This window comes from Streptomyces sp. NPDC127098 (assembly GCF_042722465.1).
In the GTDB taxonomy this organism is placed as follows: Bacteria; Actinomycetota; Actinomycetes; order Streptomycetales; family Streptomycetaceae; genus Streptomyces; species Streptomyces millisiae.
This window is the reverse complement of sequence record NZ_JBHXFJ010000001.1, coordinates 192032-218903: the sequence shown is the minus strand read 5'-3', so window position 1 is coordinate 218903 and position 26872 is coordinate 192032. Positions and strand designations below refer to the sequence as shown.

The window sequence follows — 26872 nt, the reverse complement described above, 5'->3', positions numbered from 1 at the left end:
TCCTTGCTCCGGGTGGTGGAGGGGTCTCAGCCCTTGAGCGCGCCGGCGCTGAGGCCGTCGATGAGCTGTTTGCGCAGGGCGACGAAGACGAGGATCGAGGGGATCGCGGCCAGCATCGATCCGGCGAGGACGATGTCGTACTGGCGGCCCTCGGCGCCGAAGATCGCCTGCAGCCCGAGGGGCAGGGTGTAGAGGTCCGGGTCGCCGATGACGATGAGTGGCCACAGGAAGTTGTTGTAGGAGTTCAGGAAGCTCCACACCGCGAGTGCGGCGATCGCGGGGCGCAGCAGCGGCATGACGAGCCGCCAGAAGAGGCCCGCCTCGCCCACGCCGTCGATCCGGCCGGCGTCGAGGATCTCGTCGGGCACCGACTGCGCCACGAACTGCCGCATCATGAAGATTCCGAAGGCGGGCGCCACCCAGGGCACGACCAACGCGAACCACGGGTCCGCCGTGCCGGTGCGCGCCAGGAACACGAACAGCGGCACCACGATCACCGCGAAGGGGATCGCGAGCGAGCTGAACATGACGTTGAACAGCGCGCTCTGGAACCGGAACCGGTACTTGGCGAAGCCGTACCCGGCCATCGAGCACACCACCACGGTGATGGTCGTGGAGACGAGCGCGATGAGCGTGGAGATCAGGAACCACTGCCAGAACGGGTGCGCGTCGAACAGCGAGGTGTAGTTGTCGAGGGTCGGGTCGGGCGGGAGCAGGCTCGGTGGGTAGGCGAAGATGTCGCTGCGCTGCTTGAAGGACGAGAACAGGGCCCACACCAGGGGGAACAGCCAGCACGCCGAGGCGAGGACGAGTCCGGCGTAGAGGGCGACGCGGCCGGGGCGGGGCGTGCGCGACCGGCTGGTCCCGCGCCGGTTCCGTACCGGCGTGGTGGGCGGGGCGGCGGCGGTCGTGGTCATCGGTTCTCTCCCGCTCCGAACACTCGGATCGCGATCCGCCCCAGGAGGAAGACCACGACGAACATGACCACGCCGGCGGCCGAGGCGTAGCCGAGCTCCTGACGCTGGAAGGCGGCGCGGTAGATGAACTGGGCCACCGACATGGTGGACTCGCCAGGACCGCCCTGGGTCAGCAGGAAGGGCTCCTCGAAGATCTGCGCGGTGGACACCAGGACGGTGACGCCGATGAACGCCGTCACCGGGCGCAGCTGCGGGAGGGTGACGCTCCAGAAGCCGCGGATCGGGCCAGCCCCGTCGATCTGGGCGGCCTCGTGCAGCTCGTGGGACACGTTCTGCAGGCCGGCGAGGAAGAACATGGTCAGGTAGCCGGTCCAGCGCCACAGCACCAGGATGATCACCACGACCCTCGCCCAGAACGGTGAGGTCAGCCATTCGATGCCGGGACTGCCGAGGGTGGCCCGGGTGAGGCCGTTGACGAGGCCGAACTGCTGGTCGAAGAACAGGCCGAAGACCAGCGCCACGACGATCGGGGACACCACCACCGGCAGGAAGAAGACGGTGCGGAAGAAGTCCCGGAACCTGAGCCCGCGGGCGTCGAGCGCCAGGGCGATCACCAGCGACAGCGGCAGGACGACGCACATCGTGCCGGCGGTGAACACCGCCGTGTTGGAGACGGCGGTGTAGAAGCTCGAGTCGTCGAACAGTCGGGCGTAGTTCTCGAACCCCACCCACTCCGGAGACCCGACGCCCGCCCAGCTGGTCATGGACAGGAAGGCGCCGATGGTGATCGGGACGACCATGAAGAGCAGGAACAGGACGTAGAACGGGGAGATGAACAGGTAGGGCGCCCACCTCCTTGCGCGCGAGGCGCGTTGTCCGGCGGGGGGTGGGACCGCCGCCGGGGCGACTCTCGTCTCTGGGGTGTCGATCACGCTCATCAGGACCTCACCTGTCGGCGGTAGGAATCCGTGGCCTCTCTGATCACCTGAGCAGGGGTCAGGTCGCCGTCGTAGAGGCCCAGCAGCTGGGCGCCCATGGCCACCACCAGCGCCTCGTTGTTCTCCGACAGGAAGAACTCGGGCAGGTCCTCGGCCGCTCGGGCGTACTCCCGGAAGGACCGCTGGCCGCCGAGGAACTCGTCGCGGTGGGAGGTGAAGTCGGGCTCGGTGTACAGCGAACGCAGGGTGGGCAGGAACCCGCCGGTCCTGAAGCGGAGCAGTTGGCCCTCGGGGGTGAGGTAGACCCGGCGCAGCAGGTCGAGCGCGGCCTCGCGTCCGGGGTTGACGGCGGACACGGTGAAGCCCGTGCCGCCGAGGGCGGACGCGATGTGGCCGCCGCCGCTGAAGCGCGGCAAGGTCCGCAGCCGCCACTGCCCGGCCTGTTCGGGGGCGTTGGCCTCGAGGCCGTAGACCCGGTACCACGACGGCATGGTCAGGGCGACGAGCAGTCCTGACTTGATGGCGGCCGCCGCCGCCGCGCCGTAGGGGTCCCCGACGACCATGAACGAGCCGTTGGCGACGCCGCGTTGGATGAGGTCCAGTGCCTCGACGGACTCGTCGGTGTCGATGGTGAGGTTGCCTTCGGCGTCGAACGGGCTGCCGCCGCGCTGTACCAGCAACTGCAGGTAGGTGTTGTACAGCGAGGTGTTGTCGCCGCCTGCGACCATGCCGATCGACTTGCCGGTGGCCTGGTTGAGCCGGCCTCCGATGTCGAGCATCTCGTCCCAGGTGGCCGCGTCCGTCGGCAGCCCGGCCCGGGCGAACTCGTCGGGACGGTAGTAGAGGACGGAGATCGAGGTGTCGGAGTCCAGGCCGTACAGACGTCCGTTCAGGCTGTAGGGCCCGCGGCGCAGCAGGTCGTCGCCGAACGGCTCGGCGATCTCCGAGAGGTCGAGGAACAGGGACTCGGCGAGGTCGCCCTTCATCACCCGGGGGAACTCGGAGATGATGATGCCGAGCAGGTCGGGCGGGGAGCCGTCGGCCATGAACTGGGTGATGGTGCGGGTCAGCAGGTCGGAACCCGAGGCGGCGGTCACCTCAAGGGAGGGCGCGTACGCCGAACCGCGCATGATGGTCCGGTCGCTCAGGGCGGCCTGGAACGTCGCGGTGTAGCTCGGGTCGTGGGTCCACAGCCTGAGACCGACCGAGCCGTCCGTCACCGGCTCGGCGGGGGTCGCGGTCGCGCACCCGGTGGCCAGTGCCCCCATCCCGCCCAGCACGGCGAGGAAGCGGCGTCGGCTCAGCCCGCTCACGACGCACCGATCCCGACGGCGGCGCGGTGGACGGGGACCAGCCGGGCTTCGTCAAGACGCAGGGTGACCTCGTCGGGGCGCAGGTGGTCGGGCACATGGATCTTCGCGCTGGGGTCGAACGGGAGCAGCCGCAGGACCAGTTCGGCGCCTTCCGCCAGGGCCTTTCGGTGTCGGGTGAGGTCGATCTCCCAGGGGGATCCGTGCCAGTACTGGTCGGCTATCAGGACGCCGTCGAGCTCGGCGCGGGCCGCGTCACCGACCCAGTCGAGCCGCAGCAGCAGTCGGTGGGCGCCGTTGAGGGCTTCGGGGTCGAACTCGACGCGGTGGGCGGCGGCCAGGGCGTAGTCGTCGGCGGTGGGCGCGGCGGCACGCTTCAGCGGGCCCCCGACGCGCCGCGGCGCCGGCCCCTTGGCAGGGGTGAGTTCGACGAGCCGGACCTCGGGCACGTCCCTGGGCGCGTCCACCTCGAAGCGGGCGAAGATCCCGCTCTCGCCGGTGGCGCGCAGGCCGAGCCGTGCGGTCGCCCGAGGGGCGAGGGTGCCGGTCGGCGCGGGATGGACGAGCAGAGTGCCGCCGGCGGGGCCGCTCTCGATGTGCAGCACCTGCCCGTCGGGGGCGAGGTGGACGCCGTCGCCGACGAGCAGGCGGCGGGCTCCCCACAGCTCGCCGACCGTGGTGTGGCGGGCGGTGTGCTCGTCGAGGACCAGCAGCCGCAGCGCGTCCAGGCGGATCAGCGCGTCCGGTCCCGGGTGCGGCACCCGGATCCGGGTGCGGCCGGCCCCGAGGTCGTCCACGAGGACGCCGGGCCCCTCGACCGATGCCGGGTCGACGCCGGTGAGGACCAGCTCGACCGGGATGCCGGCGGTGCGGGTCAGCACGACCAGCTCGTCGTCCAGGACCGTGACGAGTTGGGCCGTGGCCGACTTCAGGGTCGCCGCGCCGGGCAGCGGCCAGCGGAAGGGCCAGGCGAAGTAGGCGCCGGAGGGTATGTCGACGGGATCGACGGGCAGTTCGAGCGGTCCGTCGGGGCCGTCGAGCCGGAACCGGACGGCGCCGTGCGCCGCCAGGGTCTCCCCGGCGGGCTGATGGGTGTTGACGAACAGCATCCCGGAGGTGCCGTCGGTGCGCACGGCCCAGCGCAGCGTCTCCCGGTCGTCGAGGTCCCTCGGCCCCTCGGCGGGTTCGACGAGTCCCATCGGGGCGAGGCGCTGGCCCGCCGCCGCGAGCAGGTGGTGCTGCAGCCGGAGCAGCTCGTAGCTGGGGCGGACCTGGCCGTACTCCCCGAGGGGCGCCTGGAAGTCGTAGCTGACCACCGGCAGGTCGTTGGGGTAGCCGGTGTCGATCGACTCCTGCATGGTGGTCGCGGCGTCGGTGACGTGGGAGCCGCCCTGGTACATGTAGTAGCCCTGCCAGGTCGATCCGGAACCGATCTTGGTGAGCGCCAACGCGGCCACGTCGTCCGGCGGGACGAGGGGGCGGCGGTGGTACGTCACCTGGACGCCGCCGCCGAGCTCGCAGGTCGCGTACGGGTAGCGGTCGAGTTCCGGACCCTTGCCCGCGCTGGGCAGGGGGCGCAGGTCGGCGCCCACGGTGTGGTCGTCGCGCAGCGGGGTGAAGAAGAAGTGCCGCCTGTTGTGCCGGGCCCATCCCGGGTGGGCGTCGTCCCAGGGCGACTCGGCGTAGCCCGCGTAGAGCGGCAGGAACTCGTCGGCGGGCAGTTCCGCGCGGCCCCAGGCCGTCGCGGTCCACAGCGCCGGGGTGATGCCGGCCTCCTGGGCCATCCGCTTGAGCGTGCGCAGGTGCTCGGGCTGGTCGTACAGCTCGTTCTCGATCTGGACGGCGACGATCGGCCCGCCCTGCGCGTGGTACAGCCCGTCGAGCTCGGCGCCGATCCGCGCGTAGTAGGGCCGGACGAGGTCGAGGTAGGCGGGGTCGTCGGTGCGGGTCCGGGTCCCCGAGTGCTGAACCCACTCCGGGAAGCCGCCGTAGCGGGCCTCGCCGTGCGACCAGGGGCCGATCCGCACCACGGCGTCCAGGCCGCACGCGGCGGCCGACTCGACGAAGGCCCGGACGTCGCGGTCGCCGTCGAACCGGAACTCGCCCCGACGCTCCTCGTGGTGGTGCCAGAACAGGTAGGTCGCGACGGTGTCGATCCCCCCGGCCCGCATGCTGAGCAGCCGCTCGCGCCAGTCGGCTCGGGGGTAGCGGGCGAAGTGCATCTCGCCCATGACCGGAAGCCAGGGGCGCCCACCGCGCAGCAGATGGGTGCTGGTGGCGACGATCTGATCCGGTTGCCCTTCGGGCTCGCCCATCCTGAGATGGCCGGCGAGCGGCTCCCTGGGTGGGCGCAGGGTCAACGTGTACACCATCGGTCTCCTTGCTTCGGCGCCGGGCCCGGGGCGGGCTGTCCGGCAGGCCGGCGTCATCGATGGACGCAAGTTAAATCATAATTTCTGAATAGTGAACCCCCTTGCGGCAACCGGCGACGCGGGTCGGAGAGCGTGCGCGGATCGGCGCCGGCTGGTTCCCCCGCGCCGGCCGGCATCCCTTGGCATCCACCAATAATTAATATTTAATCTCGTCAGTCGTCGTCGCCAGCCCCACAGGAGTCAGCCCGTGCCTCCCGCACCGCCACCCCTCACCCCCCGGCTGTCCGGCCGCTGCGCGCTCGTCACCGGCGGCGCCTCCGGCATCGGTGCCGCCACGGCCCGCCGGCTCGCCGCCGAGGGAGCCGGTGTCCTTGTCGCCGACATCGACGAGGAGTCGGGCGCGGACGTCGTCACCGCCATCCGGGAAGCCGGCGGCAGCGCGCGGTTCCAGCACTGCGACGTCTCCGACGAGGGTTCCTGGGCCACGGCGGTGCGCGCCGCCAGATCGGCCTTCGGGCCCGTCCACGCCCTGGTCGGCAACGCCTACACCGTCCGCGTCGCCCCGGCCCACCTCACCAGCGCGGAGGAATGGAACCGGCAGCTAGCCGTGAGCCTCACCGGCTCCTTCCTCGGCGCGCGCGCCTGCCTCGACGACCTGGTCTCGACGGGCGGCAGCGTGGTGCTGGTCTCCTCGGTGCACGCCCTGGTGGGCCTGCCCGGACGGCCCGCCTACGCCGCGGCCAAGGCCGGACTCACGGGACTGGCCCGGCAGTTGGCCGTCGAGTACGGCGACCGCATCAGGGTGAACAGCGTGTTGCCGGGTCCGGTCCTCACCCGGGCCTGGGACGGCATCGCCGAGGAGGACCGGCGGGCGGCGGCCCGGGAGACCGCCGTGGGGCGCCTCGGCGCGCCCGAGGAGGTCGCCGCGGCCATCGCCTTTCTCCTCAGTGACGACGCCTCCTTCGTGACCGGCGCCTCGCTCGTGGTGGACGGCGGCTGGAGCGTGCTGAAGAACTCCGCCTGAGCCGGGTCCGAGCGCGGCCCGGCTCGCTCACCGCACCTGGGCCGCCGAGGTCATCGGTCGGGTGGCACGCCAGAGGGCTCCCCCTGCCCCGACTTCCGCGAAAGGTTTCTCATGACCGCGTACGGACCTTCGAACATCGGCCCGTTCCGGCCCGTCACCCCGGAGCGACTCCAACTCGGTGAAGGGGCCCGGCTGTTGCCCGACGGTACCGTCGTCCTGGTGGACATACTCAGCGGCCGGCTGCTGCGACTGCCGAGTGCTCCGGGCGGTGAACTGGTCCAGCTGGCCAGGTTGTCACAACCGCTGGGCGCGGTCGCTCCCCTGGCACTGACCGGCGACCGGGCGGGGTGGCTCGCGGCGACCGGCCTGGCCTTCGCCGTGCTGGACCCGACCGGCCGGGTCCTTCGGGAGTTTCCGCTGCCGCACCGGGAGGGTGGCGCACAGCGCATGAACGACGCGGCGTGCGACGCGGCCGGGCGGATGTGGGCCGGCACCATGGCGTACGACGCCACGCCGGGGGCGGGCGCCCTGCACCTGCTGGACGTCGACGGGACGGTGACCACGGTGCTTGACGGCCTGACGATCCCCAACGGCCCGGTCCTCAGTCCGGACGGCCGCACCATGTACCTGGCCGACAGCGCCCTCGGCACGGTCGAGGCGTTCACCGTCGACCCCGACACCGCCCGACTCTCCGCGCGCCGGCCGCTGTTCCGGATCGATCCCGACGAGGGCAGCCCCGACGGCATGGCCGTCGACACCCAGGGCTGCGTCTGGTCGGCGATCTGGGGAGCCGGACAGGTCAGGAGGTACGCCCCCGACGGGCGTCTGCTGGAGATCGTGGAGGTGCCGGCCGCGCAGCCCTCCAGTGTCTGCCTGACCGGGGGCGGCCTCGTCGTGACGACCGCCTCGTTCGGTCTCGCGGACCCTGGCCCGTACGACGGGGCGGTGCTCGTCGCCCCGTGCTCCGCCGTCGCCCCGCCCGCCGCCCACGCCTCCGCCGCACTCGCCGGTCCGCACGCCTGACCGAGCGGGGCTGGCTCCGAGGGCCCACACGTGCGCCGGCCCCGCCCCTGGGGCAGGGGCGGGGCCGGCGCCGCGGGTCACGCCGTGCGGAAGGCGCGCAGCGCGGGCAGGGCCCGGCCCTGGAAGTCGAACAGCGTCGTGTTGCTCACGACGTTGGGCTGCCCGACCTCCCAGCCCACGCCGGGCGCGGGGATCATGACCGGGTCCCAGTAGATGTCACCGATCACCGCCCCGTCGTCCACCTCCCTGAGCTGCCTGAACAGGTCGGTGAGGAAGTCCGCCTGCCCCTGCGGGGTCTCGGGGTACGGCACCGGACCGTTGTCGGTGAGCTGCCCCTCGACACCGTCGTGGGTGACCGGGTTCCAGTTGATGCCCGTCTCCATCACCATGATCTTCCTGCCGAAGCGCTCGTGGAGCCGCTCGAAGAACGGGGTGACGGTCGGGATGTCCTTCCGCGTCCAGAACGGGTAGTACGACGAGCCGATGACGTCGTAGGGGATGCCATGGGCGTCGGCGGTGGAGAAGAACCACTCGTACTTGTCCATGTTGCCCGCGTCGTCGAGATGGAGGATCACCTGCGTCGAGGGGGAGACCTCCTTGACGGCTTCGTATCCGGCGCGCAGGAACCGGGCCAGGTTCTCCCAGCCCTGCTCCGAGTCCGTCCTCCCGTAGGGGAAGAGGAGGCCGCCCTGCATCTCGTTGCCGAGGGAGACGTACGCCGGGAGGGTGCCCTGGTCCCGCATGTCGAGCATGATCTCGCGGGTGTAGTCGCGCACGTGCTCTTCCAGCGCGGCGACCGCCTGGTCTTCGGGGAGGTCGGTGACGTCCCGCCACTCGCTCGGGATGTCCTGGATGAGGCCGTTGCTCCAGTAGTCGCTGTAGTGCAGCGTCAGTTGGATCTTCATGCCGTTGCCTGTCACGCGGCGCGCGAGGTCGAGCATGTCGGCGGTGTCCTGGTACCCCTCGGGCAGGTAGGAGTCCGGGTAGCCGATGCGTGGGTGGTCGGGCCCGGTGGCCGTGTAGACCCGCAGCCGGGCCAGGTCCATGCCGTTGGCGGCCAGGAGCCGGACGGGGTCGGCCCGTCGCCCGCGCTCGTCGTAGTACCTGCCGCCGCTGTCCTCGACCCAGTTGAGCATGGTCAGGTCACCACCGGCGGCGAAACCGTCGTCGGCCACGGGGCGTCCGGGCCGGTCGTGGTCCCGGCCGTCCGGACCGGCCGCGCCGGCCTGGCCGGCGAGTCCGGCCAGACACGCGACGGCCAGCACGAACGCCGTGAGGCGTGCCCGCAGACGACGCCTTTGTCGTGCATATGACATACGGACCTCCGTCTTTTCTCGCGCCCACCGTCGTGGCGGCGAGGTGCGTTCATCGTCGAGGGAGCCCCGAACACTGTCAAGATGTATTCATAATTAATGTCTACTGCTAGGCTGGGTGCACCGAGCCTCCGCATTCGGAGCCCGCGCAGACCCCGAGGAGAGACCGGCCATGGCGTCGTACACCGGCAGAGGCGTCCACGGGCAGGTCGTCCACGTCCTCGGCCGGCGCATCGTCGGCGGTGACGTGCCCGAGGGGGCCACCCTCGACATGCGTGCCCTCGGGGAGGAGCTCGACGTGAGCCTCACCGTGATGCGCGAGTCCATGAAGGTGCTCGCCGGCAAGGGCCTGATAGACGCGCGCCAGAAGCGTGGCACCTTCGTCAGGGAGCGCGGCGACTGGAACCTGCTCGACGCTGACATCATCCGCTGGCAGGTCGAGAGCGGCGCAGGACAGCGCCTCATGCGGGATCTCGCCGACGTCCGCGCGATCGTCGAGCCGGCCGCGGCCCACCGCGCGGCCCTCAACCGGACGGCGGACGACCTGCGGGCCCTGGAGACCGCGCTCGACGCGATGGCCCAGGCCCACGCCCGCTCCTCCACGGACGCCGCCGAGGCCGACGCGGCGTTCCACCGTGCCCTGCTCTCCGCCACCGGCAACGAGATGCTCGCGCGCATGGACCTCCTCCTCGAGCCCGGGCTACGCGAACGCGACCGGGTCGTCCACTCCCATGGCCAGGCCGTCGACCCCGTCCCCAGCCACCGGGCCGTCCTCGACGCGATCCGCGACCAGGACCCGGCCCGCGCGGAGCTCGCCATGCTCGACCTCCTCGCCAAGGCCACTCACGACCTGGACCGGGTCACCGGCAGCGCGTCCACACCCCGCCAGCCCTGACCGCCCCCCGGAACCTCTCCACGACGCCGCGGGCGGACGAGGTCAGAACAGCAGGCTCAGCGGCATCAGCAGCAGGATGCCGACCACCGAGGCGATGGAGACGCCGACGGTGCAGGTCTTGAGCGTGCCGCGGGTGGTCTGGCCGAGCAGCGACTGCAGCAGCCAGAAGGTGTTGCTGGTGACGTGCACGGCGAAGAGCGAGCCGGTTCCGGCGGCCAGCGCGATCAGCACCGGGTCGATGCCGAGGGAGGGGGCCACGGGCGCCAGGATGCCGGCGGCCGTGATGGCCGAGATGGTGACCGAGCCGACGGCGATGTGCAGCACCGCGGCGATGACCCACACCAGCAGCAGCGGCGCGAAGGTGTCGGCGGTGAAGTAGTCGCTGAGGATGTCGCCCAGGCCGCCGGCCGACACCACGGCGGCCAGCGAGCCGCCCACCGCGGTCAGGATGAGGATCTGGCCGCTCTCCCGGAAGCCGTGGGCGATCGCGGCCTCCACCCGCTCGCGGCCCACGGCGAAGCGGCCCACGAGCACGGTGCCGACAAGGCCGGTCAGCAGGGCGACCACGGGGTCGGAGACGAACCCCAGCGTGGCGTTCTCCCAGCCCGCGGCCTCGGCGATGGCGCCGGAGGCGATCATCAGCAGCGCCACGATGAGCGGCGCGAAGCGCACCACCAGCGGCGGGCCGCCCGCCGCGCCGGCCGGGACCTCGGCGGGCGTCGAGGGGCCACCGGCCGTCCGGACCGCCCCGGGTGCCGCCGGGCCGGAACCCGCGCCGGCCGGGCCGCCCGCCTCCGCCGCCACCGCGGCGACGGCCTGGGGCACCTGCTCCGCCGTCGGCTCCCCGGCCACGTCGGCCGGCTCGGCGTCGGCCACCTCGTCCCGGGCGGGGTTCCAGAAGCCGAGCCGGAAGAGGAGGGTCATGATCGCGACCGAGACGAGGATCGTCGGGACGATCAGGACGAACCCCCAGAGCAGCATCGTGCCCAACGGGACGCCGAGCAGCGCCGCCAGCGCGAGCGTGCCGACGCCCGGCACCATGAGGACGATGCCGCACTCCAGGCCGATCGCCAGCGCGGCCGCCATCCGCGGGGTGCCGAGCGGCTCGATCCGGCGCGCGGCGGTGCGGGCCAGCGGAGCCGAGATCACCAGCAGCACGTCCAGGTAGATGGACTGCAGCAGGGTGCCGATGGTCAACGACATCGAGTACGGCAGCCGCTTGGGCCCGAACAGCCGCAGCAGATGGTTGACGAGCTGCTCGATGGCGCCCATCTCCTTCAGGATCGCGCCCATCAGCACGCCGAAGGCGATCAGCAGCCCCACCTCGGCCATGATGTCGCCGAAGCCGCCGGTGATCGTCGAGACGGTCTCGTCAAGCCCGAGCCGGGTGACCAGACCGAGGTACAGGGAGCCGAGGACCAGGGAGATCACCGGGTTGACGCGGAAGCGGACGATCAGCACGACGATGGCGAGGACCGCCACGGCCGTGTTGGCGAGGATCGCGATGTCTGACATGCGGCCTGCAATCTACTGGTAACCAATTTCCTGAGATGGCCACCCATCATCAGGACGGCTCCCTGGGTGGTCAATAGGTCGAACAGAACACGTTTCGCGATCGCTTCGCCGGATAGGCGGCCTGGCGATGACGTTGAGTAGCCGAGCCCGATCGGCTGCCGCCTTGACCCTTCCGGCGTCATCCCGCATTCTGAGTCCTCGGCTCACGATGTGAGGAGCGTGCGAATGGAGCAGGAGGACGCGGATGGGTGACACGACGGGACCCCTGGCCGGGATACGGGTGGTCGAACTGGGCAACTTCATCGCCGCCCCCTCGGCCGGCCGCCTGATGGCCGACTTCGGCGCCGAGGTGATCAAGGTCGAACGCCCCCGGGGCGGCGACGAGTTGCGGCGCTGGCGGCTCCACGAGGGCGACACCTCGCTGCTCTTCCGGGCGATGAACCGCAACAAGCGGTCCCTGACCCTGGACCTGCGACACCCGCGGGGCCGCGCGCTCGCCCTGGACCTCGTCGAGGACTGCGACATCGTGCTGGAGAACTTCCGCCCCGGCACCCTGGAGCGCTGGGGCCTGGGCGCCGACCGGCTGCGCGCGGCCAACTCCGGCCTGATCCTCGTGCGCATCTCTGGATACGGGCAGACCGGCCCCTACCGCGACCGGCCCGGATTCGGCGGCGTCGCCGAGGCCGTCGGCGGCCTGCGGCACCTCACCGGCTTCCCCGACCGGCCGCCCACCCGCGTCGGCATCAGCCTCGCCGACTCGGTCGCCGGCCTGTACGCGGTCATCGGAGCCCTCGCCGCCCTGCACCGCCGCCGCACCACCGGCAGGGGCGACGAGGTGGACGTCGCCCTCTACGAGGCCGTCTACTCGTTGATGGAGTCGCTCACCCCCGACTACGACGCCTTCCGCGTCGAGCGCGAGCGCACCGGCAGCTCCCTGCCGGGCGTGGCGCCGTCCAACACCTACCGCTGCGCGGACGGCCGTTACGTGGTGATCGCCGGCAACGGCGACTCCATCTTCCGGCGTCTGACCGCGGTCATCGACCGGCCCGAGCTCGGCGAGGACCCGCGTCTCGCCGACAACGCCGGCCGGGTGGCGCACGTCGACGAACTCGACGCCGCCATCGCCGCCTGGACCGCCGGCCTGCCACACGAGGAGGTGCTGCGGCGCCTCGACGAGGGGCAGATCCCCTCGGGCCCGATCTACACCGCCGCCGAGATCTCCAAGGACCCGCACTACGCGGCCCGCGGCATGCTGGAACGCCACCCGGTGACCATCGCCCCCGGCGACCGCCGGGAGGTGGCGTTCCCCGGAATCGTTCCCCGCTTCCGCGAAGACCCGGGCCGCACCCGCTGGCTCGGCCCCGACCTCGGCGAGCACACCGACGCCGTGCTGGGGGAACTCGGCGTCGACGCCGACCGTATCGAGGAACTGCGACAGCTGGGAGTGGTCTGAATGCGTGCCCCGGAACCCGCCGTCGAACCGGCCGACCGTGCCGACCGCGTCCTCATCACGGACGTGCTGCTGCGCGACGGCTTCCAGATCGAACCCGCCGTCGTCCCGACCGCCGACAAGGTCCGCCTCGCGCACGGGCTGCTGGACGCCGGCCTCACCTCCCTGGAGATCGGCTCCTTCGTCCACCCGGACAAGGTCCCGCAGATGGCCGACACCGACCGGCTCGTCGCCGAGCTGCGCCCCGGCGAGTCCGCCACCCTCCACACCCTGGTCCTCAACGAGCGCGGCGCCCGCCGCGCCGTGGCCGCCGGGGCCCGCGCCGTCCGCCTCGTGGTCTCCGCGAGCGACGGCCACAGCCGGGCCAACGCCGGGGCCCCCACCCACGCCGCGGTGGATCGGCTCGCCGCCGCCGTCGACGTGCTCGGCGGCGCCGGGGTGCCGGTCGAAGCCACCATCGCCACGGCGTTCCTGTGCCCCTTCGACGGGGAGACGAGCCCCGACCGGGTGGTGGAACTGGCCCGCCGGCTGGCCGCGTTCGGCATCCGCGTGCTGCACCTCGCCGACACCATCGGCGCGGCCAGCCCCTGGCACGTCCACCGCACCGTCTCCGCCGTGCGCGACGCGCTGCCGGAGCTGCCGCTCGGCCTGCACCTGCACAACACCTACGGCATGGCCTCGGCCAACGCCTGGGAGGCGTTGCGGCTCGGGATCCGCCGCTTCGACGCCGCGGTCGGCGGCATCGGCGGCTGCCCCTTCGCTCCGGGCGCGGCCGGCAACATCGCCACCGACGACCTCGTCAACCTCTGCCACCACGCCGGCTTCGCCACCGGCGTCGACCCCGGCCGGCTGGTCGCCGTCCGCGACGAGGTCCGCACCCTGCTCGGCCGCCGGCTCGACTCCGCGCTGTCCGCGGTGCCCGCGGCGCCCGTTCCGCCGCGCGTCCGGGAAGGGCGTACGGTATGACCTCAAGATGACGACGAGCGACAAGGCGGGCACGACGCCACTGCTGGTCCTCCAGAAGATCCGCCAGATCCTGGAGTGCTTCACCATCGAGGCGCCGGAGCTCACCCTCCAGCAGATCACGCGCGCCACCGGCCTTCCGACCAGCACCTGCCAGCGCCTCGTGCACAACCTGCTGCGCGAGGGCTTCCTCGACCGCAACGGCGACACCTACCGCATCGGCCTCGGCCTGGTGCGGTGGGCCGCCCCCGGCACCTTCGGCCTGGACCTGGTGCAGCTGACCAGGCCGGCGCTCGAGCACCTACGGGACCGCACCGGCGAGACCGCCTGCCTGTATGTGCGCGACGGCGCCTACCGCACCGTCGTCGCGCTCGCCGAGACCCACCACGTGGTGATGCGACTCTTCATGGTCGGCATGGTGATGTCCCTCCACGCCGGCTCCGCCGGCAAGGTCTTCATGGCCTTCGACCCCACGGCCCGCCGCGCCGCCGTCAGCCACGGCCTGACCCAGCACACCGCGCGCACGATCGTGGACATCGACCTCCTCGACCGGCAGCTCGCGGAGATCCGGCGCACCGGCTACTCGGCGACCTTCGAGGAACGCGACGTCGGCGCGGCCTCCGTCAGCGCCCCCGTCTTCGGGAACACCGGCGACATCGTGGCCGCCCTCGGCATCGGCGCCCCCACCCAGCGCCTCACCCCCGCCGACGTCCCCCGCATCGTCCCGGCCGTCACCGACGCCTCCGAGGAGGCCTCCCGTGCCCTCGGCTACCGCCCGGGCATCCGCCCGGCGCCGTAGCCGGGGTGAGTGGGACGACGAGACCGACCGGGGTGGCGACGACACTTCTCGGCGTCGGGTGGACCGCTCCGGTCAGGCGGCGGTCAGGTCGAAGGACTCGGCGGTGCCGATCGTGGTCCTGCTGGCGATGAGCGCGGCGGCGCCACCGTTGTCGGCGCACACGTACTGGTTGTTGGCCTGGGCGCGGAGGCTGACGGTGCCGTCGGCGTTGTCGATCCGCCGGAACGTCTCCCAGACGCCGATGGCGGTGCGGTTGGCGATGAGCGCGGCGGCGCCGCCGTTCTCCGCGCACACGTACTGGTTGTTGGCGTGGGAGCGCAGCGCGACGTCGCCGCCGCCCAGGTCGACCAGGTCGAACCGCTCCCAGGGCCCGACGGCGGTTCGGTTGGCGATGAGCGCCGAGGCGCCGGCGTCGTCGGCGCACACGTACTGGTTGTTGGCGCGGGCCCGCAGGCTGATCACCCTGGTGGCGCGGGGAGCGAACTGGTAGGTGGTGCCGGCGGTGGCGGTGAAGGTCACCACGCCGGCCTCCGGTCGTTGCACGGTGACCGGCTGGCCGCCGGTGGTCACGTCCACCGGGACGGCGGTGCGGACGCGGACCGTGCCGGCGGCGCGGGGGCGCAGGGTGGCCCGGGTGAGCACGCCGCCCGCCCAGGCGAGGTCGACGGTGTGGCCGCCCCTGGCGAGCAGTCCGGTGACCTGGCCGGCGGGCAGTTCGGGCGGCAGCGCGGGCAGCAGGTGCGTCTCACCGGCGTGGGAGTGCAGGAGCCATTCGGCGATGCCGGCGGTGGCGCCGAAGTTGCCGTCGATCTGGAACGGCGGGTGCAGACAGAAGAGGTTGGGGGCGGTGCGCTCCGGGGTGAGCTGGGCGCGCAGCAACTGGTAGGAGCGGGCGCCGTCCTCAAGCCGGGCCCAGAAGTTGATCTTCCAGGCCAGGGACCAGCCGGTGCCGGCGTCCCCCCGCCGTTGCAGCGTGACACGCGCCGCCTGGGCCAGCGACGGGGTGCCGCGGACGGTGATCTGGTTGCTCGGGTGGAGTCCGTAGAGGTGGGAGACGTGCCGGTGGGTCTGTTCGGGGGCGCCGGCGTCCCAGTCGGCCTGCCACTCCTGGATCTGGCCCTGGGCGCCCACCCTGGTCGGCGCGAGCCGGTCGCGCAGCGACAGGACCCGGGTGCGGAAGTCGGCGTCGGTGCCCAGCAGTGCGGCGGCGTCGGCCACGGCCTGGAAGAGGTCCCGGAGGATCTGCATGTCCATGGTGGGCCCGGCGCATACGGAGACGCCCGAGTGGTGGGGGTTCTCCGGCGAGTTGGACGGGTTGGTCACCATGAACCCGGTGCCCGGGTCCTGCACGAGAGTGTCGACGAAGAACTGCGCGGCGCCCCTGAGCGCGGGGTAGCGGGCCCGCAGCGCCGACAGGTCGCCGGTGAAGCGGTAGTGCTCCCAGATGTGCAGCGCCATCCAGGCGCCGCCGGTCTGCCACATGCCCCACAGGGCCCCGTCGACGGGCGCGGTGCCGCGCCAGCCGTCGGTGTTGTGGTGGCACACCCACCCGCCGGCGCCGTACTGCAGCCGGGCCGTCGTCGTGCCGGCGACCGACAGGTCGTCGACCAGCCGGAGCGCCGGTTCCATCATCTCGACGAGGTTGGTGGGGCCGGCGGGCCAGTAGTTCATCTCGGTGTTGATGTTGACGGTGTACTTGGAGCTCCACGACGGGCGCAGCGCCTCGTTCCAGACGCCCTGGAGGTTGGCCGGCTGGGTGCCGGGCCGGGAGCTGGAGATCAGCAGGTACCGGCCGAACTGGAAGAACAGAGCGACCAGTTGCGGGTCGTCGCCGGCGGCGAAGCCGGCCACCCGCTGGTCGGTCGGCAGCTCGGCCGCCGACGAGGTGCCAAGGTCGAGGGTGGTCCGGCCGAAGTACCGCTGGTACTCGGCGAGGTGGCGGGACCTGAGCTGGTCGTAGGACTGGTTGCCGGCCGCCTGGAGGGGGGTGAGCGCGCGGCCGTTCTGGTCCCCGGTCAGGTCGCGGTAACTGGTGTAGTTCGTGCCCATCGAGATCAGCAGGGTCACCGCGTCCGCGTTGGCCACGGTGAGCGTGCCGTTCTGGCTGGTGACCGTGCCGCCGCTGGTGCGCACGCTGGCCAGCGCGCGGAACCTGACCCGGCCGGAGAGGTTGTCCACGGTCTCGCCCGAGCCGTCGAGCCCGATGGTCAGCGGGTCGGGGGAGTGTCGGGAGGTGTTGGGCTGCAGGCTGTCGAAGGCGGCCGAGAACGAGATCCGGCCGGCGGTCGACGCGGTCAGCCGGACCACGATCACCTGGTCCGCCGCGCTGGCGAAAACCTCCCTGGTGTGGGTGACGCCGTCGCGTGTGTAGCGGGTCAGGGCGATGGCGGTGGCGAGGTCGAGCTCGCGGTGGTAGCCGCTGGCGGTGCCGCCGGAGGGGAACGTCAGCCGCAGGTTCCCCACCGTCTGGTAGGGCATCTGGCCCCGGGGGGTCCCCATGAACTGACTGTCGATCAGCGACTGGGCGGCGGACCACTCGTTGTTGAAGACCCGACGTCGGATCTCCGGCAGGTTGGCCAGGCCGTCCGGGTCGGCCGGGTCGTAGGGGCCGCCGCCCCAGACGGTGTCCTCGTTCAGCTGGAGCCGTTCGCTCTCCACGCCGCCGAACACCATGGCGCCGAGCCGTCCGTTGCCGATGGGCAGCGCCCGCAGCCATTCGGTGGCAGGGCCGGTGTACCGCAGGCGCAGCGGTTCTTCGGCGAGTGGCAGGTCGGTCGCGGTGGAAGCAGTGGTGGCGGCCCGTGCGGTCGTGGCGGCGGCGCCGGCGGCCACGCCGGCGGCCGCGGAGAGGGCGAGGAAGTGCCGGCGGTTCGGGCGGGGAAGCATGGCGGCTCCTGGGTGAGGGGGCACGACGGATCGCCTCCGGCGCGGCCCACGGGTGGTGCCGCGCCGGGGCGGTGGAGGGAGCGGGGCGGCGCGGCGGGCTCAGCGGGCGAACTGCCACCAGTTGACGTTGAAGAGGAAACCGCTGCCGCCGGTGAACCGGAGGTAGAGGTCGCGGGTTCCGGTGGCGCCGGTGACCGGGCAGGAGACGGTGGTCCAGGTCTGCCAGCCTCCGGTGCCGGGCACCGTGCACGTCGCCGCCCGTGGGCCGGTGGTGCTGTCCAGGCGCACTTCGATGGTGCCGCCGCCGGCTGCCGAGGCCACCCTGGCGGTGAAGGTGCTCGCTCCGGTGCCGAAGGCGGTGCCCCTGATCCTGAGCCAGTCGCCGTTGTCGATGTAACCGACGTTCATCCCGCCCTCACTGGACGGTTCCGTCTCGACGCCGGAGGCCCAGGCGCTGGTCTCGGCCTCCTGGCGGACGAACGGGTTGAGCGTGCCCAGTTGTGGCACGCCGGCGGTGGTCATGTTGATCGTCGGGATGGTGCCGTCGGCGTTGTACTGGAACCTCTCGACGGCGACGGAGCGGGTGAAGCCGCCGCCTCCCGGCAGGGCGCCGTTGTGGTAGAAGAAGTACGAGTTGCCGCGGAAGTCGATGACTCCGGGGTGGTTGGTGAAGCTGCTGCCCTGCGTGGGCATGATCGTTCCGCGGAAGGTCCAGGGCCCGGTGGGTCCTGGGGCCGTGGAGTAGGCGATGGATTCCGAGCAGCAGTTCGCCGCGAAGACCATGTAGTAGAGGCCGTTGCGTTTGTAGACCCACGGCCCCTCCTCGTAGAGGGTCGGGCGGGACGGGTTCCCGTCGCGTCGGCCGAAGCCCGCGGTGGTGAGGGGGATCTGGGTGGGGCCGCCCGTGAAGGAGACCATGTCGGGGTTGAGCCGCACGTACCAGAGGTTGGGGTTGCCCCAGTAGAGGTAGGCCTGCCCGTCGTCGTCGATGAACACGGCGGGGTCGATCTCGCCGTTCTCGACGAGCGGGCGTCCCAGGGCGTCCCGGAACGGCCCGGTGGGGCTGTCCGAGACGGCCACGCCGATGGCCATCCGCCCGGTGGCCCGGTTGGTCACCGGCACGTACCAGTAGAACTGGTTGTTCCTGGCCACGACATGGCCCGCCCAGGCGTCGGAACTCGCCCAGCTGAACGTGGCCAGACTCAGCGGTGAGCCGTGATCGGTCCAGTTCACCATGTCGGAGGAGGAGAACACCCGCCAGTCCCGCATGGTGAACCAGGTCGAGCCGTCCTCGTCGTGGCCGGTGTAGAGGTAGACCCGGTCGTTGTGGACGATGGGCGCCGGGTCGGCGGTGTAGATGGTCTGGACGATGGGGTTGTCGGCCCTCGCTGTGCCGCCCTGGAACAGGGTCATGACGCAGAGCAGGCTCACCAGCCAGGCGACGGCGCGCCTGGCGGTCCGACGAGCCAGGAGCGGTGTTCTCGGTGTCACGATCACTCCTCAGGTGTGGGGTTCCGGTCGTGCCGGGGGACGGTGTCCGCGCCGGGGCCGCCCCGACCCCTAGGCGTCGCCCACGGGGCGCCGGGACAGGGCCATCGCGTCCTGGACGGCGGGCAGGGGCCGCAACCGGTAGGCGTACGTGTACTCCCGGTCGGGGAACAGCTTGTAGGCGTCGAGGGTGTGGGCTCCCCAGGTGTCGTTGCCGCCGACGCCCATCTGCCGGTGGTTCAGCCGCAGGACGACCTCCGGCCGGGGCGACAGCTGGTACTCGTGACGGGTCTCGGCGGACAGGTCCTCGGGCGTGAAGTGTGAGGCGTTCACCTCCAAAAGGCCCTCGCCGTAGGCGAGCAGGCCCCTGCCCTGGGCGTCGACCAGCGCGACCCACCGGACGTCGGTCTTGTTGCCGTTCTCTTGGGGGCGGAGGTACCTGGTCCACTGGTCGCCGACCGTCGAGGAGTACACGCCGACGTCGGAGCCGGTGTGGCGGTCCCAGTGGTTCTCCTCGGGCCCCCGGCCGTAGTAGTGCATCCCCTCCAGGGCGCCCGGCAGGAACAGGATCGTCCCGACCTCCGGTATGTAGGGCAGGCTCGACGAGCCGGGGCTCAGCGTGTTGGCGACCCTGATCTCGCCGTTGCCGTAGACCGTGTACGTGGTGGTGTACTGGGAGGTGGTGCCGGTCGGCAGGGTGCCCTGGACGGCGACCCGGACCGCGCGGTCGGACAGCCGCTGGACGTCGACGCCGGTCACGGTGCGGTTGGCCCCGGCGCGTCGCCAGGTGGCGTTGCGGGTCGGATGGCCGTTGCCCCGGTCGTTGTCGTTGGGCGCCCGCCAGAAGTTGGGCACCGGACCTGAGCTCACCAGGCGCGTGCCCAGCGCCTCGTACGAGGTCATGAGGCCCGTCGACCTGGCGATGGTGACGGTGAAGTCGGAACCGCGCACGGTGATGGTGCCGCCGCTGTCCGAGACGGTCAGCGTCGGCACCCGCGTGACGGGGGTCGGCACGATCGGCGGGCTGTCGAAGTCGACGGGCAGCTGCTGCTTGCCCACCTCGAACCCGGCCTCGGCCCAGGGGGTGGCGGAGCGGAGGGCGAAGGAGAGCTGGAGGAAGTGCTCGGCGCCCGGCGACGGGTTGGCCGGCCGTCGGATCGGGAGGGCCACGGTCCTGGTGGACAGCGGTGGGACGTCGAGCTGCGCGGCGGTGAGGGTGCCGCGCTGGACGACCCGCCCGTCGGCGACCAGGGCCCAGGCGCCGGTGAACTCGTTGACGTTGGTGAACAGGTACTCGTTGGTGATCCGGATGACCCCGGCGGTGACGTCGGCGCCGGCGGACACGTTGACGGCCTGGTAGATCTGCTTGACCTCGACGGCCTTGCCGGCCGGTCGCCGCTCGGCGTCGAGGATGCCGTTTCCGCAGAAGTTGCCGGCGAAGTCGGGCCGGTCGCCCCAGTCACCGCCGTAGGAGAGGTACGTCCGCCCGCCGCCCGACGGGATCGGCCAGCGCAGCGCCTCGTCGGCGAAGTCCCAGATGAACCCGCCCTGGAGGACCGGGTGACTCCGGATGATGTCCCAGTACTCCTTGAGGTTGCCGGTGGAGTTGCCCATGGAGTGGGCGTACTCGTGCATCACGTACGGCCGGCGGTCGCTGGCGCGGGCGCGTGCCTCCACCTGGGCGGGCGACTCGTAGCCCTCGACGCGGAGATCGCTGACCTCAGGGCGGTTGTCGCCCTGGTACTGGATGATCCGGGTGGGGTCGGTCGCGCGGATCCAGTTCCGCATGGTGACGAAGTTGTCGCCCGCGCCCGCCTCGTTGCCGAGGGACCAGATGACGACCGACGGATGGTTCTTGTCGCGGTGCACCATCGCGGCGGCCCGGTCGATCACCGGCGCGGTCCAGTCCGTCCTGGAGGCCGGGTAGTCGCGCATGACACCGTGCGTCTCCAGGTTGGCCTCGTCCATCACGTAGAGGCCGTACTCGTCGGCGAGTTCGTACCACACGGGGTTGTTGGGGTAGTGCGCGGTGCGGACGGCGTTGATGTTGAGCCGCTTCATCGCCCTGATATCGCGGACCATGTCCTCCCGGGTCAGGGCCGCCCCGCGGTCGGCGTCGATCTCGTGCCGGTTGACGCCGCGCAGCGACACCGGTCGGCCGTTGATCCGGATCAGGCCGCCCCGGAGCGCGAACTCGCGGAAGCCGACCCGGGCCGACACGGTCTGGACGACGGCGCCCGATGGGTCCCGCAACTGGAGCACGGCGGTGTACAGCTCGGGGTGTTCGGCCGACCAGAGCCTCGGACTCGGCACGCTCCTGGAGGCGCGGGCGGTGACGTCCTGTCCCGGTGGGGCGGAGCCGATGTCGGCGGTGAGGCGCAGCGTGCCGGACCAGACCGGCCGCCGCTCGGCGTCGTGGAGCTGGGTCTCCACGGTGTAGGTGCCTGATCGCTGGGCGCCGCTGTTGCGGATCTGGGCGGTGACCGCCAGGTCGGCGTTGGTGTGGTTGTCCCGCAGCCTGGTGCCGAGGGTGAAGTCCCGCAGGTGCACCGTGGGCAGCGAGTAGAGGTAGACCGACCGGAAGATGCCGGAGAGCCGGATCATGTCCTGGTTCTCCATCCAGTCCCCGTCCGGGAACCGGAAGACCTCGACGGCGACCAGGTTGGTCCCCGCGCGGACGTGGTCGGTGATGTCGAACTCCGCCGGGGTGTAGGAGCCCTCCCGGTAGCCGACCCGCGTCCCGTTGACCCAGACGTAGAAGCCGGCCTTGACGCCTTCGAAGTGGATGTGGACGCGCCGGCCCTGCCACCCGGCCGGCAGTTGGAACGTACGGCGGTACTGCCCGACCGGGTTGAACCGCGTCGGCACCTCGGGCGGCAGCGGGGCCTCGCTCTGCCCGCTGGCGCCCCACCACGGGTAGGCGATGTTCACGTAGATGGGGAAGTCGTAGCCGTGCAACTGCCAGTTGGACGGCACCGGGATGGTGTCCCAGGAGCTGTCGTCGACGTCGGTCCGGTGGAAGTCGGGGTCCCGGTCGTGCGGCCGGTCGACGTGCTGGAACCGCCAGGTGCCGTCGAGGCCGAGCCGGTAGGGCGAGTCGGTGCGGTCCCCAGCCAGCGCCTGCTGGCGGTCGGCGTAGGGCATGAACGTGGCGTGCGGCGGCTCGGAGTTGACCTCGAAGATCCCGATGTTGTTCCGCCACTCCGGGTGCCCGTTGGGTGGGGAGGGCCACTCGTCGGCCAGCGCGTCGGCCGACGGGGCACCGGCCGACGGGGCACCGGTGGCGGCGACCGTGGTCCCCGCCACCGGGGGTACGGCCGCAGTGCCCAGGGCGACGAGACCGCCGCCGAGGAGCGTGCGACGGTGGACCAGCGGGCGCCGCTCCGGTGTACCAGTCATCTGGGTTGCTTCTTTCTGTGCTGGTCGCCGCGCACTCAGTAGACGACCTGGAAGGTGGCGTCGGCTCGGTCCCCGGCGGGGGAGCCCGGGCCCAGGGGGTCGATCCGCAGCACGTAGTTCGCGTGCCGCAGGTAGCGGTCCGGGTAGTTGTGCGAGCGGAACGACGTCCACGAGGCGTCGGCGAGGCCGGCGACGCGGTGGAAGGTGGCGTCCGCGGCGAAGCCGGCGGACCCGTCGTTGGCGTCCAGGCGCATCACGTAGCCGGAGTGCCGCAGGTAGCGGCCGGGGAGGTTGACCGACTCGAAGGAGACGCCGGCCGGGTTCGCCAGCCCGGCCACCAGGCGCCACTGTGATTCGGGGTAGGGGTCGAACGGGTAGGCGTCGACGCGGGCCGCCGAGTCGAGGTGCCGGATCACGCGGTCGGGCTCGTTGTACGACCTGATGCGGTGCCAGGAGGGTGCCCTCCAGCGGGCCAGCAGGTTGTCGTACTCGGTGGTGGTGATGGGGCAGATCGTGGCGTGCTTGGCGTTGAGCGGCTGGGTGTAGTCGAACTTGCCGACGGGGGTCCAGTTGTCCCTGGTGATGTCGTTGCTGGTCCAGAGTTGCAGCTCGGCGTTGGCGGGGCTGAAGGAGTCGCCCCACAGGTACCACTGGTCGCGGGTGTTGTCCTTGTGGACGATGGGGGCCTCGATGGCGCCGCTGATCACGCCGGCGGTGTAGGTGCCGTTGTCGAAGCTGCGCGGCTGGAGAGACGCGGAGCGGGCGCCGTACAGCCGGCCGTTCGCGAGGTTCTTGTAGTAGAGGTAGTTGCCGTTCGGGGTGGTGTGCATCGTGGCGTCGAGTACGCCGAAGCCCGGGTAGAAGAACTCCTGGGTGGCGCTGACGGTGACGAAGTCGCTGGTGTAGTTCACCCAGAACGCATCGCGGCCGTTGATGTTGGCCGAGTAGAGGATGCCGTACTGGCCGCGGGAGGCGTCCCAGAACGCCTCGGGGGCCCAGGTGTGGGCGACCCGGTCGTGCATCCGCAGCCGCCGGTAGCCGGTGAAGGAGCGCAGGTCGACCGAGTCCCAGGCGTGGATGTACTGGTTGTTCCGGCCGAAGTCGAGCCCGTACAGGTCGGTGGCGAGGACGACGAAGGTGCCGTCCTGCCTGCGCAGGATGAACGGGTCCCGCAGGCCGCCCGTGCCGGCCGTGGGCGTGGCGACGGGCTGGTTCTCGTTCAGCGGGATCCAGTTCAGGCCGTCGCGGCTGATGGCGAGGTGGAGGGCGTACCGCGCGCCCAGCATGTCGGGTGACTCGGTGAAGTAGCCCATCACGAACGCGCCGTACGTCTGTGCCGCGGCTGCCCGCCCGGCCAGTGTCGGAATTCCGGCGGTGGCCAGCGTGAGCGATGCGGCGCCCCAGGTCAGGAAGGTGCGTCGAGTGCGCATGGCGTTCCGTTTCTCGGTGCGGTCGGGGCCCGGGCCCGGGGGCGCGCCGTCGCGCCCCCGGGCCGCGTGGCGACTTCTCAGGAGCGGGCCCATCGCTGGTTGGGCTGGCCGTTGCAGGTCCACAGGATCACGGGGGTCCCGTTGGCGGTGCCGGCCTGGTTGACGTCCAGGCACAGGCCGGACTGGGCGTTGCGGATGGATCCGTCGGCCGCCAGGGTCCAGCGTTGGTTGGCTTGGCCGTTGCAGGTCCAGGTGATCACCCGGGTGCCGTTGGTGGTGCCCTGGTTGTAGGCGTCCAGGCACTTGTCGCCGAAGACGCGGATCTCGCCGCCGGCCCAGGTGGTCCATGCCTGGTTGGCGGCCGTGTGGCAGTCCCAGATCAGCGTGGTCGCGCCGGCGGCGGTCGAGGCGTTGTCGACGTCGAGGCAGCGTCCCGAGCCGGCGCCGCGCAGCCGGGAGGTGGTGTTCTCCAGCGGGGTGCCGCCGGACACCCGGTAGACCGCGACGCCGTGCGCCGCCACGCTCGCGGAGATCTGGCCGCCGCTGGAGGAAGTGCCGCCGGTCCACAGGTCGGTGAGGGTGAAGCTGCCGCCGGACAGGCCGATCTGGGCCGCCGTGGTGGTGATGGTGGTGGTGGCGGAGCCCCGGTTGAACAGGCCGACCGCCACCGAGCCGTCGGCGAGCGGCTTGGCGAACACCTCGACGTTGCCGTCGTCGCGCACCCGTCGGCCGCCCGCGCCGAGCGGGTCCTGGTTCACGGAGAGCAGGCGCGGGTTGCGCAGGATGGCGCTGACGTCGGCGGACATGGTGCGGATGTCGTTGCCCGCCATCAGCGGCGCGGCCATCAGGGACCACAGCGCGAAGTGTGACCGCGCCTCGGTCAGGGTGAGGCCCGGCCGGCCGACGACCAGCATGTCCGGGTCGTTCCAGTGCCCTGGCCCGGCCTGGGCGGCCAGCGGGGCGTTGATGTCGACGACGTTGCCCACGCCCATCGGGTAGCTGTTGGTGTTGCCGTTCTGCCAGATGTCCAGCAGGTCCTCGGTGGTGCGCCACAGGTCGGCGACCTGACCCCAGTCGTAGGTGGAGCCCGTGATCGCGTGGAAGCTGTTGGGGTTGATGCTGTAGACGATCGGGCGTCCCGTGGCGCGCAGGGCGTCCCGCATCAGCGTGAACCGGGCGATCTGCTCCTCACGGGTGCCGTCCGGGGAACACCAGTCGTACTTGAGGTAGTCCACGCCCCAGGAGGCGAAGGTGTTGGCGTCCTGTACCTCGTGCCCCATGCTCCCGGTGGAGCCGGGGTGCGTGCCGACGCGTTGGGCGCAGGTGCGTTCGGTGGGTACCTGGTAGATGCCGAACTTGAGCCCACGGCTGTGGATGTAGTCGCCCAGGGCCCGCATGCCGCTGGGGAACCGGGTCGGATGGGCGCGCAGGTTGCCCTGGGCGTCGCGCTGGGGGTCGAACCAGCAGTCGTCGACCACCACGTACTGGTAGCCGGCGTCCCGCATGCCCGAGCTCACCATGGCGTCGGCGGCCTGGCGGATCACCGTCTCGTTGACGCCAGCGCAACCGAAGCTGTTCCAGCTGTTCCACCCCAGCGGCGGGGTGAGCGCCGGGCTTCCTGGCGCGGCCTGGGCCGACGGCTCGGCCGGTGCCTGGGCCGGTGCCTGGGCCGGCGTGGTGAAGAGCATCGTCATCGCGACCGCCGCTGCCGCCAGCAGGTGGGGCAGCCGTCCGCGGATCAGGGTGCGCATGTGTGGCCCTTTCTCGACTTCTCGACGGACGGGACGCCGATGGGCCCCACCCTCCCGGTGCGGGCGCCGTGGACGGCGCCCGCTGGCCCGTCCAAAGGCGGGAGGGTGGAGCGGCGTGGGGGGAAAACGGGTCAGAACTGGGTGAAGAACCGCCAGGTCTCGCCGGGGAGCCAGGTGCGGGAGCCGCTGTCGCCGGGGGCGCCGTCCTGGGGGGCGGCGATGTGGCCCCCGTCGAACGCGGCCCAGGTGACCGGGCGTCCTGAGGCACAGCCGGAGTAGGTGGTGGTGATGTGCCGCAGGCTGCCCTGGGGCGGTTCTGGCGGGCTCTGGGCGGTGCAGCCGTTGTTCCTGACGAACCGGTCGCGCATGGAGCGGCCGTTCGCGATGTTGTCGCTGACGCCGTGGGCGGCGAAGTAGGCGACGGACCCGGTGCCGCCGCTGCATCCGCTGATCTGGCCTGGCGCGCCGTAGACCGCGACGGCGCGGAAGGTGTTGGGGCGGGAGCAGGCCAGGGAGTAGCTCATGGCGCCGCCGTAGCTGAAGCCGAGGGCGAAACGCCGTGAGGTGTCGACGCACAGGTCGGCCTCGATGCGGCGCAGCAGGTCGTCGACGAAGGTGACGTCCTGGCCGCCTGTGTTGGGCCAGGCGTTGCTGATGCCCTGGGGGGCGACGAAGATGGTGCTGTTGTTCGCCAGTCGCTTGAGGCCGTAGTAGGCCCAGACGTCCCGCTCCACGGTCTGGCCGGTGGCGACGTCGGTGGCGGTGCCGCCCCACCAGTGGAAGCCGAGGACCAGTCGGTAGGGGCGGTTGCGGTCGTAGCCGTCGGGGACGTCCAGGATGAAGCTGCGGTTGGTGCCGCCGCTCTGGATCGTGTGGGTGCCGTCGCCCAGCGTGGGTGCCTGGCCGCAGGCGGCGGACGTCACGGCGGTGCTGTCGGCCTCGCTGGACGGGGAGTTGGCCCCGGGGGTGCCGGCCGCCGCCTGGCCGCCGGTGACCATGGCGAGGAGCGCCGCGGCCACGAGGGGCACGGATAACAACCTACGCAGCGACATCGCGTGACTCCTTGATTGTCGACATGCCTGACATGGCTCTCCTTGGTGCCGGGAACGTGTCCGAGGCGGTGCCGCGGGTGACCGCGACGGCATGGCAGGGGGAGGCACGGACGGTTCCGGGGCGGCTCTGCCGGAGGCTCCCGACACACGAGAGCGCCTGTCGTCCTCAGGCGTTCAGCATCGTGACGCACGTGTGGTGGGGGCCACCGGTACGGAAGGTGGTTGGTGCGCGTGCTCTCGTGCGATGGCCTGCTGGCCGGCGGAGCAACCCCGAGTGTCGTTCGAGACCACGAACGGCAGTCGGGGCGTCAGACATGGAGCATAGGAGCCTCGCGTGGAGTGTCAAC

Annotated in this window: 18 protein-coding genes; 6 read left to right on the top strand and 12 right to left on the bottom strand. The window is 71.6% G+C overall.

Going from position 1 to position 26872, the window contains the following annotated elements:
- Positions 1-26: 26 nt before the first annotated feature.
- From ACFWI8_RS00940 to ACFWI8_RS00925, 4 genes are read right to left on the bottom strand one after another with little or no spacing between them, the layout of a single operon-like run.
- Positions 27-917: a carbohydrate ABC transporter permease gene (locus ACFWI8_RS00940; protein WP_387084110.1), complete on the bottom strand. Its 891-nt coding sequence runs from the start codon at positions 915-917 to the stop codon at positions 27-29.
- Positions 914-1855, bottom strand: coding sequence for a carbohydrate ABC transporter permease (locus tag ACFWI8_RS00935; protein ID WP_387084108.1), 942 nt, complete (start codon positions 1853-1855; stop codon positions 914-916). Before ACFWI8_RS00935 ends, ACFWI8_RS00940 begins: the two co-directional genes overlap by 4 nt.
- Positions 1855-3168, bottom strand: a complete 1314-nt coding sequence (locus ACFWI8_RS00930; protein WP_387084106.1) for an ABC transporter substrate-binding protein — start codon at positions 3166-3168, stop codon at positions 1855-1857. The genes ACFWI8_RS00935 and ACFWI8_RS00930 overlap by 1 nt, the downstream gene beginning before the upstream one ends.
- Positions 3165-5537 (bottom strand): beta-galactosidase, encoded by a 2373-nt coding sequence (locus ACFWI8_RS00925; protein ID WP_387084104.1) that lies wholly within the window; start codon positions 5535-5537, stop codon positions 3165-3167. The genes ACFWI8_RS00930 and ACFWI8_RS00925 overlap by 4 nt, the downstream gene beginning before the upstream one ends.
- 247 nt (positions 5538-5784) lie before the next feature.
- On the opposite strand from ACFWI8_RS00925, the gene ACFWI8_RS00920 reads away from it, so the two are divergent.
- Both ACFWI8_RS00920 and ACFWI8_RS00915 read left to right on the top strand, forming a co-directional pair.
- The gene (locus ACFWI8_RS00920; RefSeq protein WP_387084102.1) at positions 5785-6561 is read left to right on the top strand and encodes an SDR family NAD(P)-dependent oxidoreductase; all 777 of its coding nucleotides are present in this window, start codon (positions 5785-5787) and stop codon (positions 6559-6561) included.
- Positions 6562-6672: 111 nt separating this feature from the next.
- Positions 6673-7584, top strand: a complete 912-nt coding sequence (locus ACFWI8_RS00915) for an SMP-30/gluconolactonase/LRE family protein (protein ID WP_387084100.1) — start codon at positions 6673-6675, stop codon at positions 7582-7584.
- Positions 7585-7661: 77 nt separating this feature from the next.
- On the opposite strand, the gene ACFWI8_RS00910 is transcribed toward ACFWI8_RS00915, so the two are convergent.
- The gene (locus ACFWI8_RS00910; protein WP_387084098.1) at positions 7662-8900 is read right to left on the bottom strand and encodes an arabinogalactan endo-beta-1,4-galactanase; all 1239 of its coding nucleotides are present in this window, start codon (positions 8898-8900) and stop codon (positions 7662-7664) included.
- A 169-nt stretch (positions 8901-9069) separates the two neighbouring features.
- On the opposite strand from ACFWI8_RS00910, the gene ACFWI8_RS00905 reads away from it, so the two are divergent.
- A complete protein-coding gene (locus tag ACFWI8_RS00905) occupies positions 9070-9792 on the top strand; it encodes a FadR/GntR family transcriptional regulator (RefSeq protein ID WP_387084096.1) in 723 nt (240 codons plus the stop codon).
- Positions 9793-9834: 42 nt separating this feature from the next.
- On the opposite strand, the gene ACFWI8_RS00900 is transcribed toward ACFWI8_RS00905, so the two are convergent.
- The gene (locus tag ACFWI8_RS00900; RefSeq protein WP_387084094.1) at positions 9835-11307 is read right to left on the bottom strand and encodes a GntP family permease; all 1473 of its coding nucleotides are present in this window, start codon (positions 11305-11307) and stop codon (positions 9835-9837) included.
- A gap of 244 nt (positions 11308-11551) precedes the next feature.
- Between ACFWI8_RS00900 and ACFWI8_RS00895 the strand changes: the two genes are divergently transcribed.
- Genes ACFWI8_RS00895 through ACFWI8_RS00885 form a run of 3 tightly spaced genes read left to right on the top strand, consistent with a single transcriptional unit; the run spans position 11552 to position 14519 of the window.
- The gene (locus tag ACFWI8_RS00895; RefSeq protein WP_387084092.1) at positions 11552-12760 is read left to right on the top strand and encodes a CaiB/BaiF CoA transferase family protein; all 1209 of its coding nucleotides are present in this window, start codon (positions 11552-11554) and stop codon (positions 12758-12760) included.
- Positions 12761-13723, top strand: a complete 963-nt coding sequence (locus ACFWI8_RS00890) for a hydroxymethylglutaryl-CoA lyase (protein ID WP_387084090.1) — start codon at positions 12761-12763, stop codon at positions 13721-13723. It begins immediately after the preceding gene.
- A gap of 7 nt (positions 13724-13730) precedes the next feature.
- Positions 13731-14519: an IclR family transcriptional regulator gene (locus tag ACFWI8_RS00885; RefSeq protein ID WP_387084088.1), complete on the top strand. Its 789-nt coding sequence runs from the start codon at positions 13731-13733 to the stop codon at positions 14517-14519.
- Between the two features lie 72 nt (positions 14520-14591).
- Here ACFWI8_RS00885 and ACFWI8_RS00880 read toward each other — a convergent pair whose 3' ends face one another.
- The 6 genes from ACFWI8_RS00880 to ACFWI8_RS00855 all read right to left on the bottom strand — a co-directional run bounded on the left by ACFWI8_RS00880 (position 14592) and on the right by ACFWI8_RS00855 (position 26501).
- On the bottom strand, positions 14592-17405 hold the full coding sequence (locus ACFWI8_RS00880; protein ID WP_387084086.1) for a glycoside hydrolase N-terminal domain-containing protein: 2814 nt from the start codon (positions 17403-17405) through the stop codon (positions 14592-14594).
- Between the two features lie 99 nt (positions 17406-17504).
- Entirely contained in the window at positions 17505-18818 is a 1314-nt protein-coding gene (locus tag ACFWI8_RS00875) for a glycoside hydrolase family 43 protein (RefSeq protein WP_387084299.1), read from the bottom strand.
- 147 nt (positions 18819-18965) lie between these two features.
- Positions 18966-22292, bottom strand: coding sequence for a glycoside hydrolase family 2 TIM barrel-domain containing protein (locus tag ACFWI8_RS00870; RefSeq protein ID WP_387084084.1), 3327 nt, complete (start codon positions 22290-22292; stop codon positions 18966-18968).
- Between the two features lie 35 nt (positions 22293-22327).
- Positions 22328-23722, bottom strand: a complete 1395-nt coding sequence (locus ACFWI8_RS00865) for an AbfB domain-containing protein (protein WP_387084082.1) — start codon at positions 23720-23722, stop codon at positions 22328-22330.
- Between the two features lie 77 nt (positions 23723-23799).
- Positions 23800-25416 (bottom strand): glycoside hydrolase family 27 protein, encoded by a 1617-nt coding sequence (locus ACFWI8_RS00860; protein ID WP_387084297.1) that lies wholly within the window; start codon positions 25414-25416, stop codon positions 23800-23802.
- A 188-nt stretch (positions 25417-25604) separates the two neighbouring features.
- Entirely contained in the window at positions 25605-26501 is an 897-nt protein-coding gene (locus tag ACFWI8_RS00855) for an alpha/beta hydrolase family esterase (RefSeq protein ID WP_387084080.1), read from the bottom strand.
- Between the last annotated feature and the right edge of the window lie 371 nt (positions 26502-26872).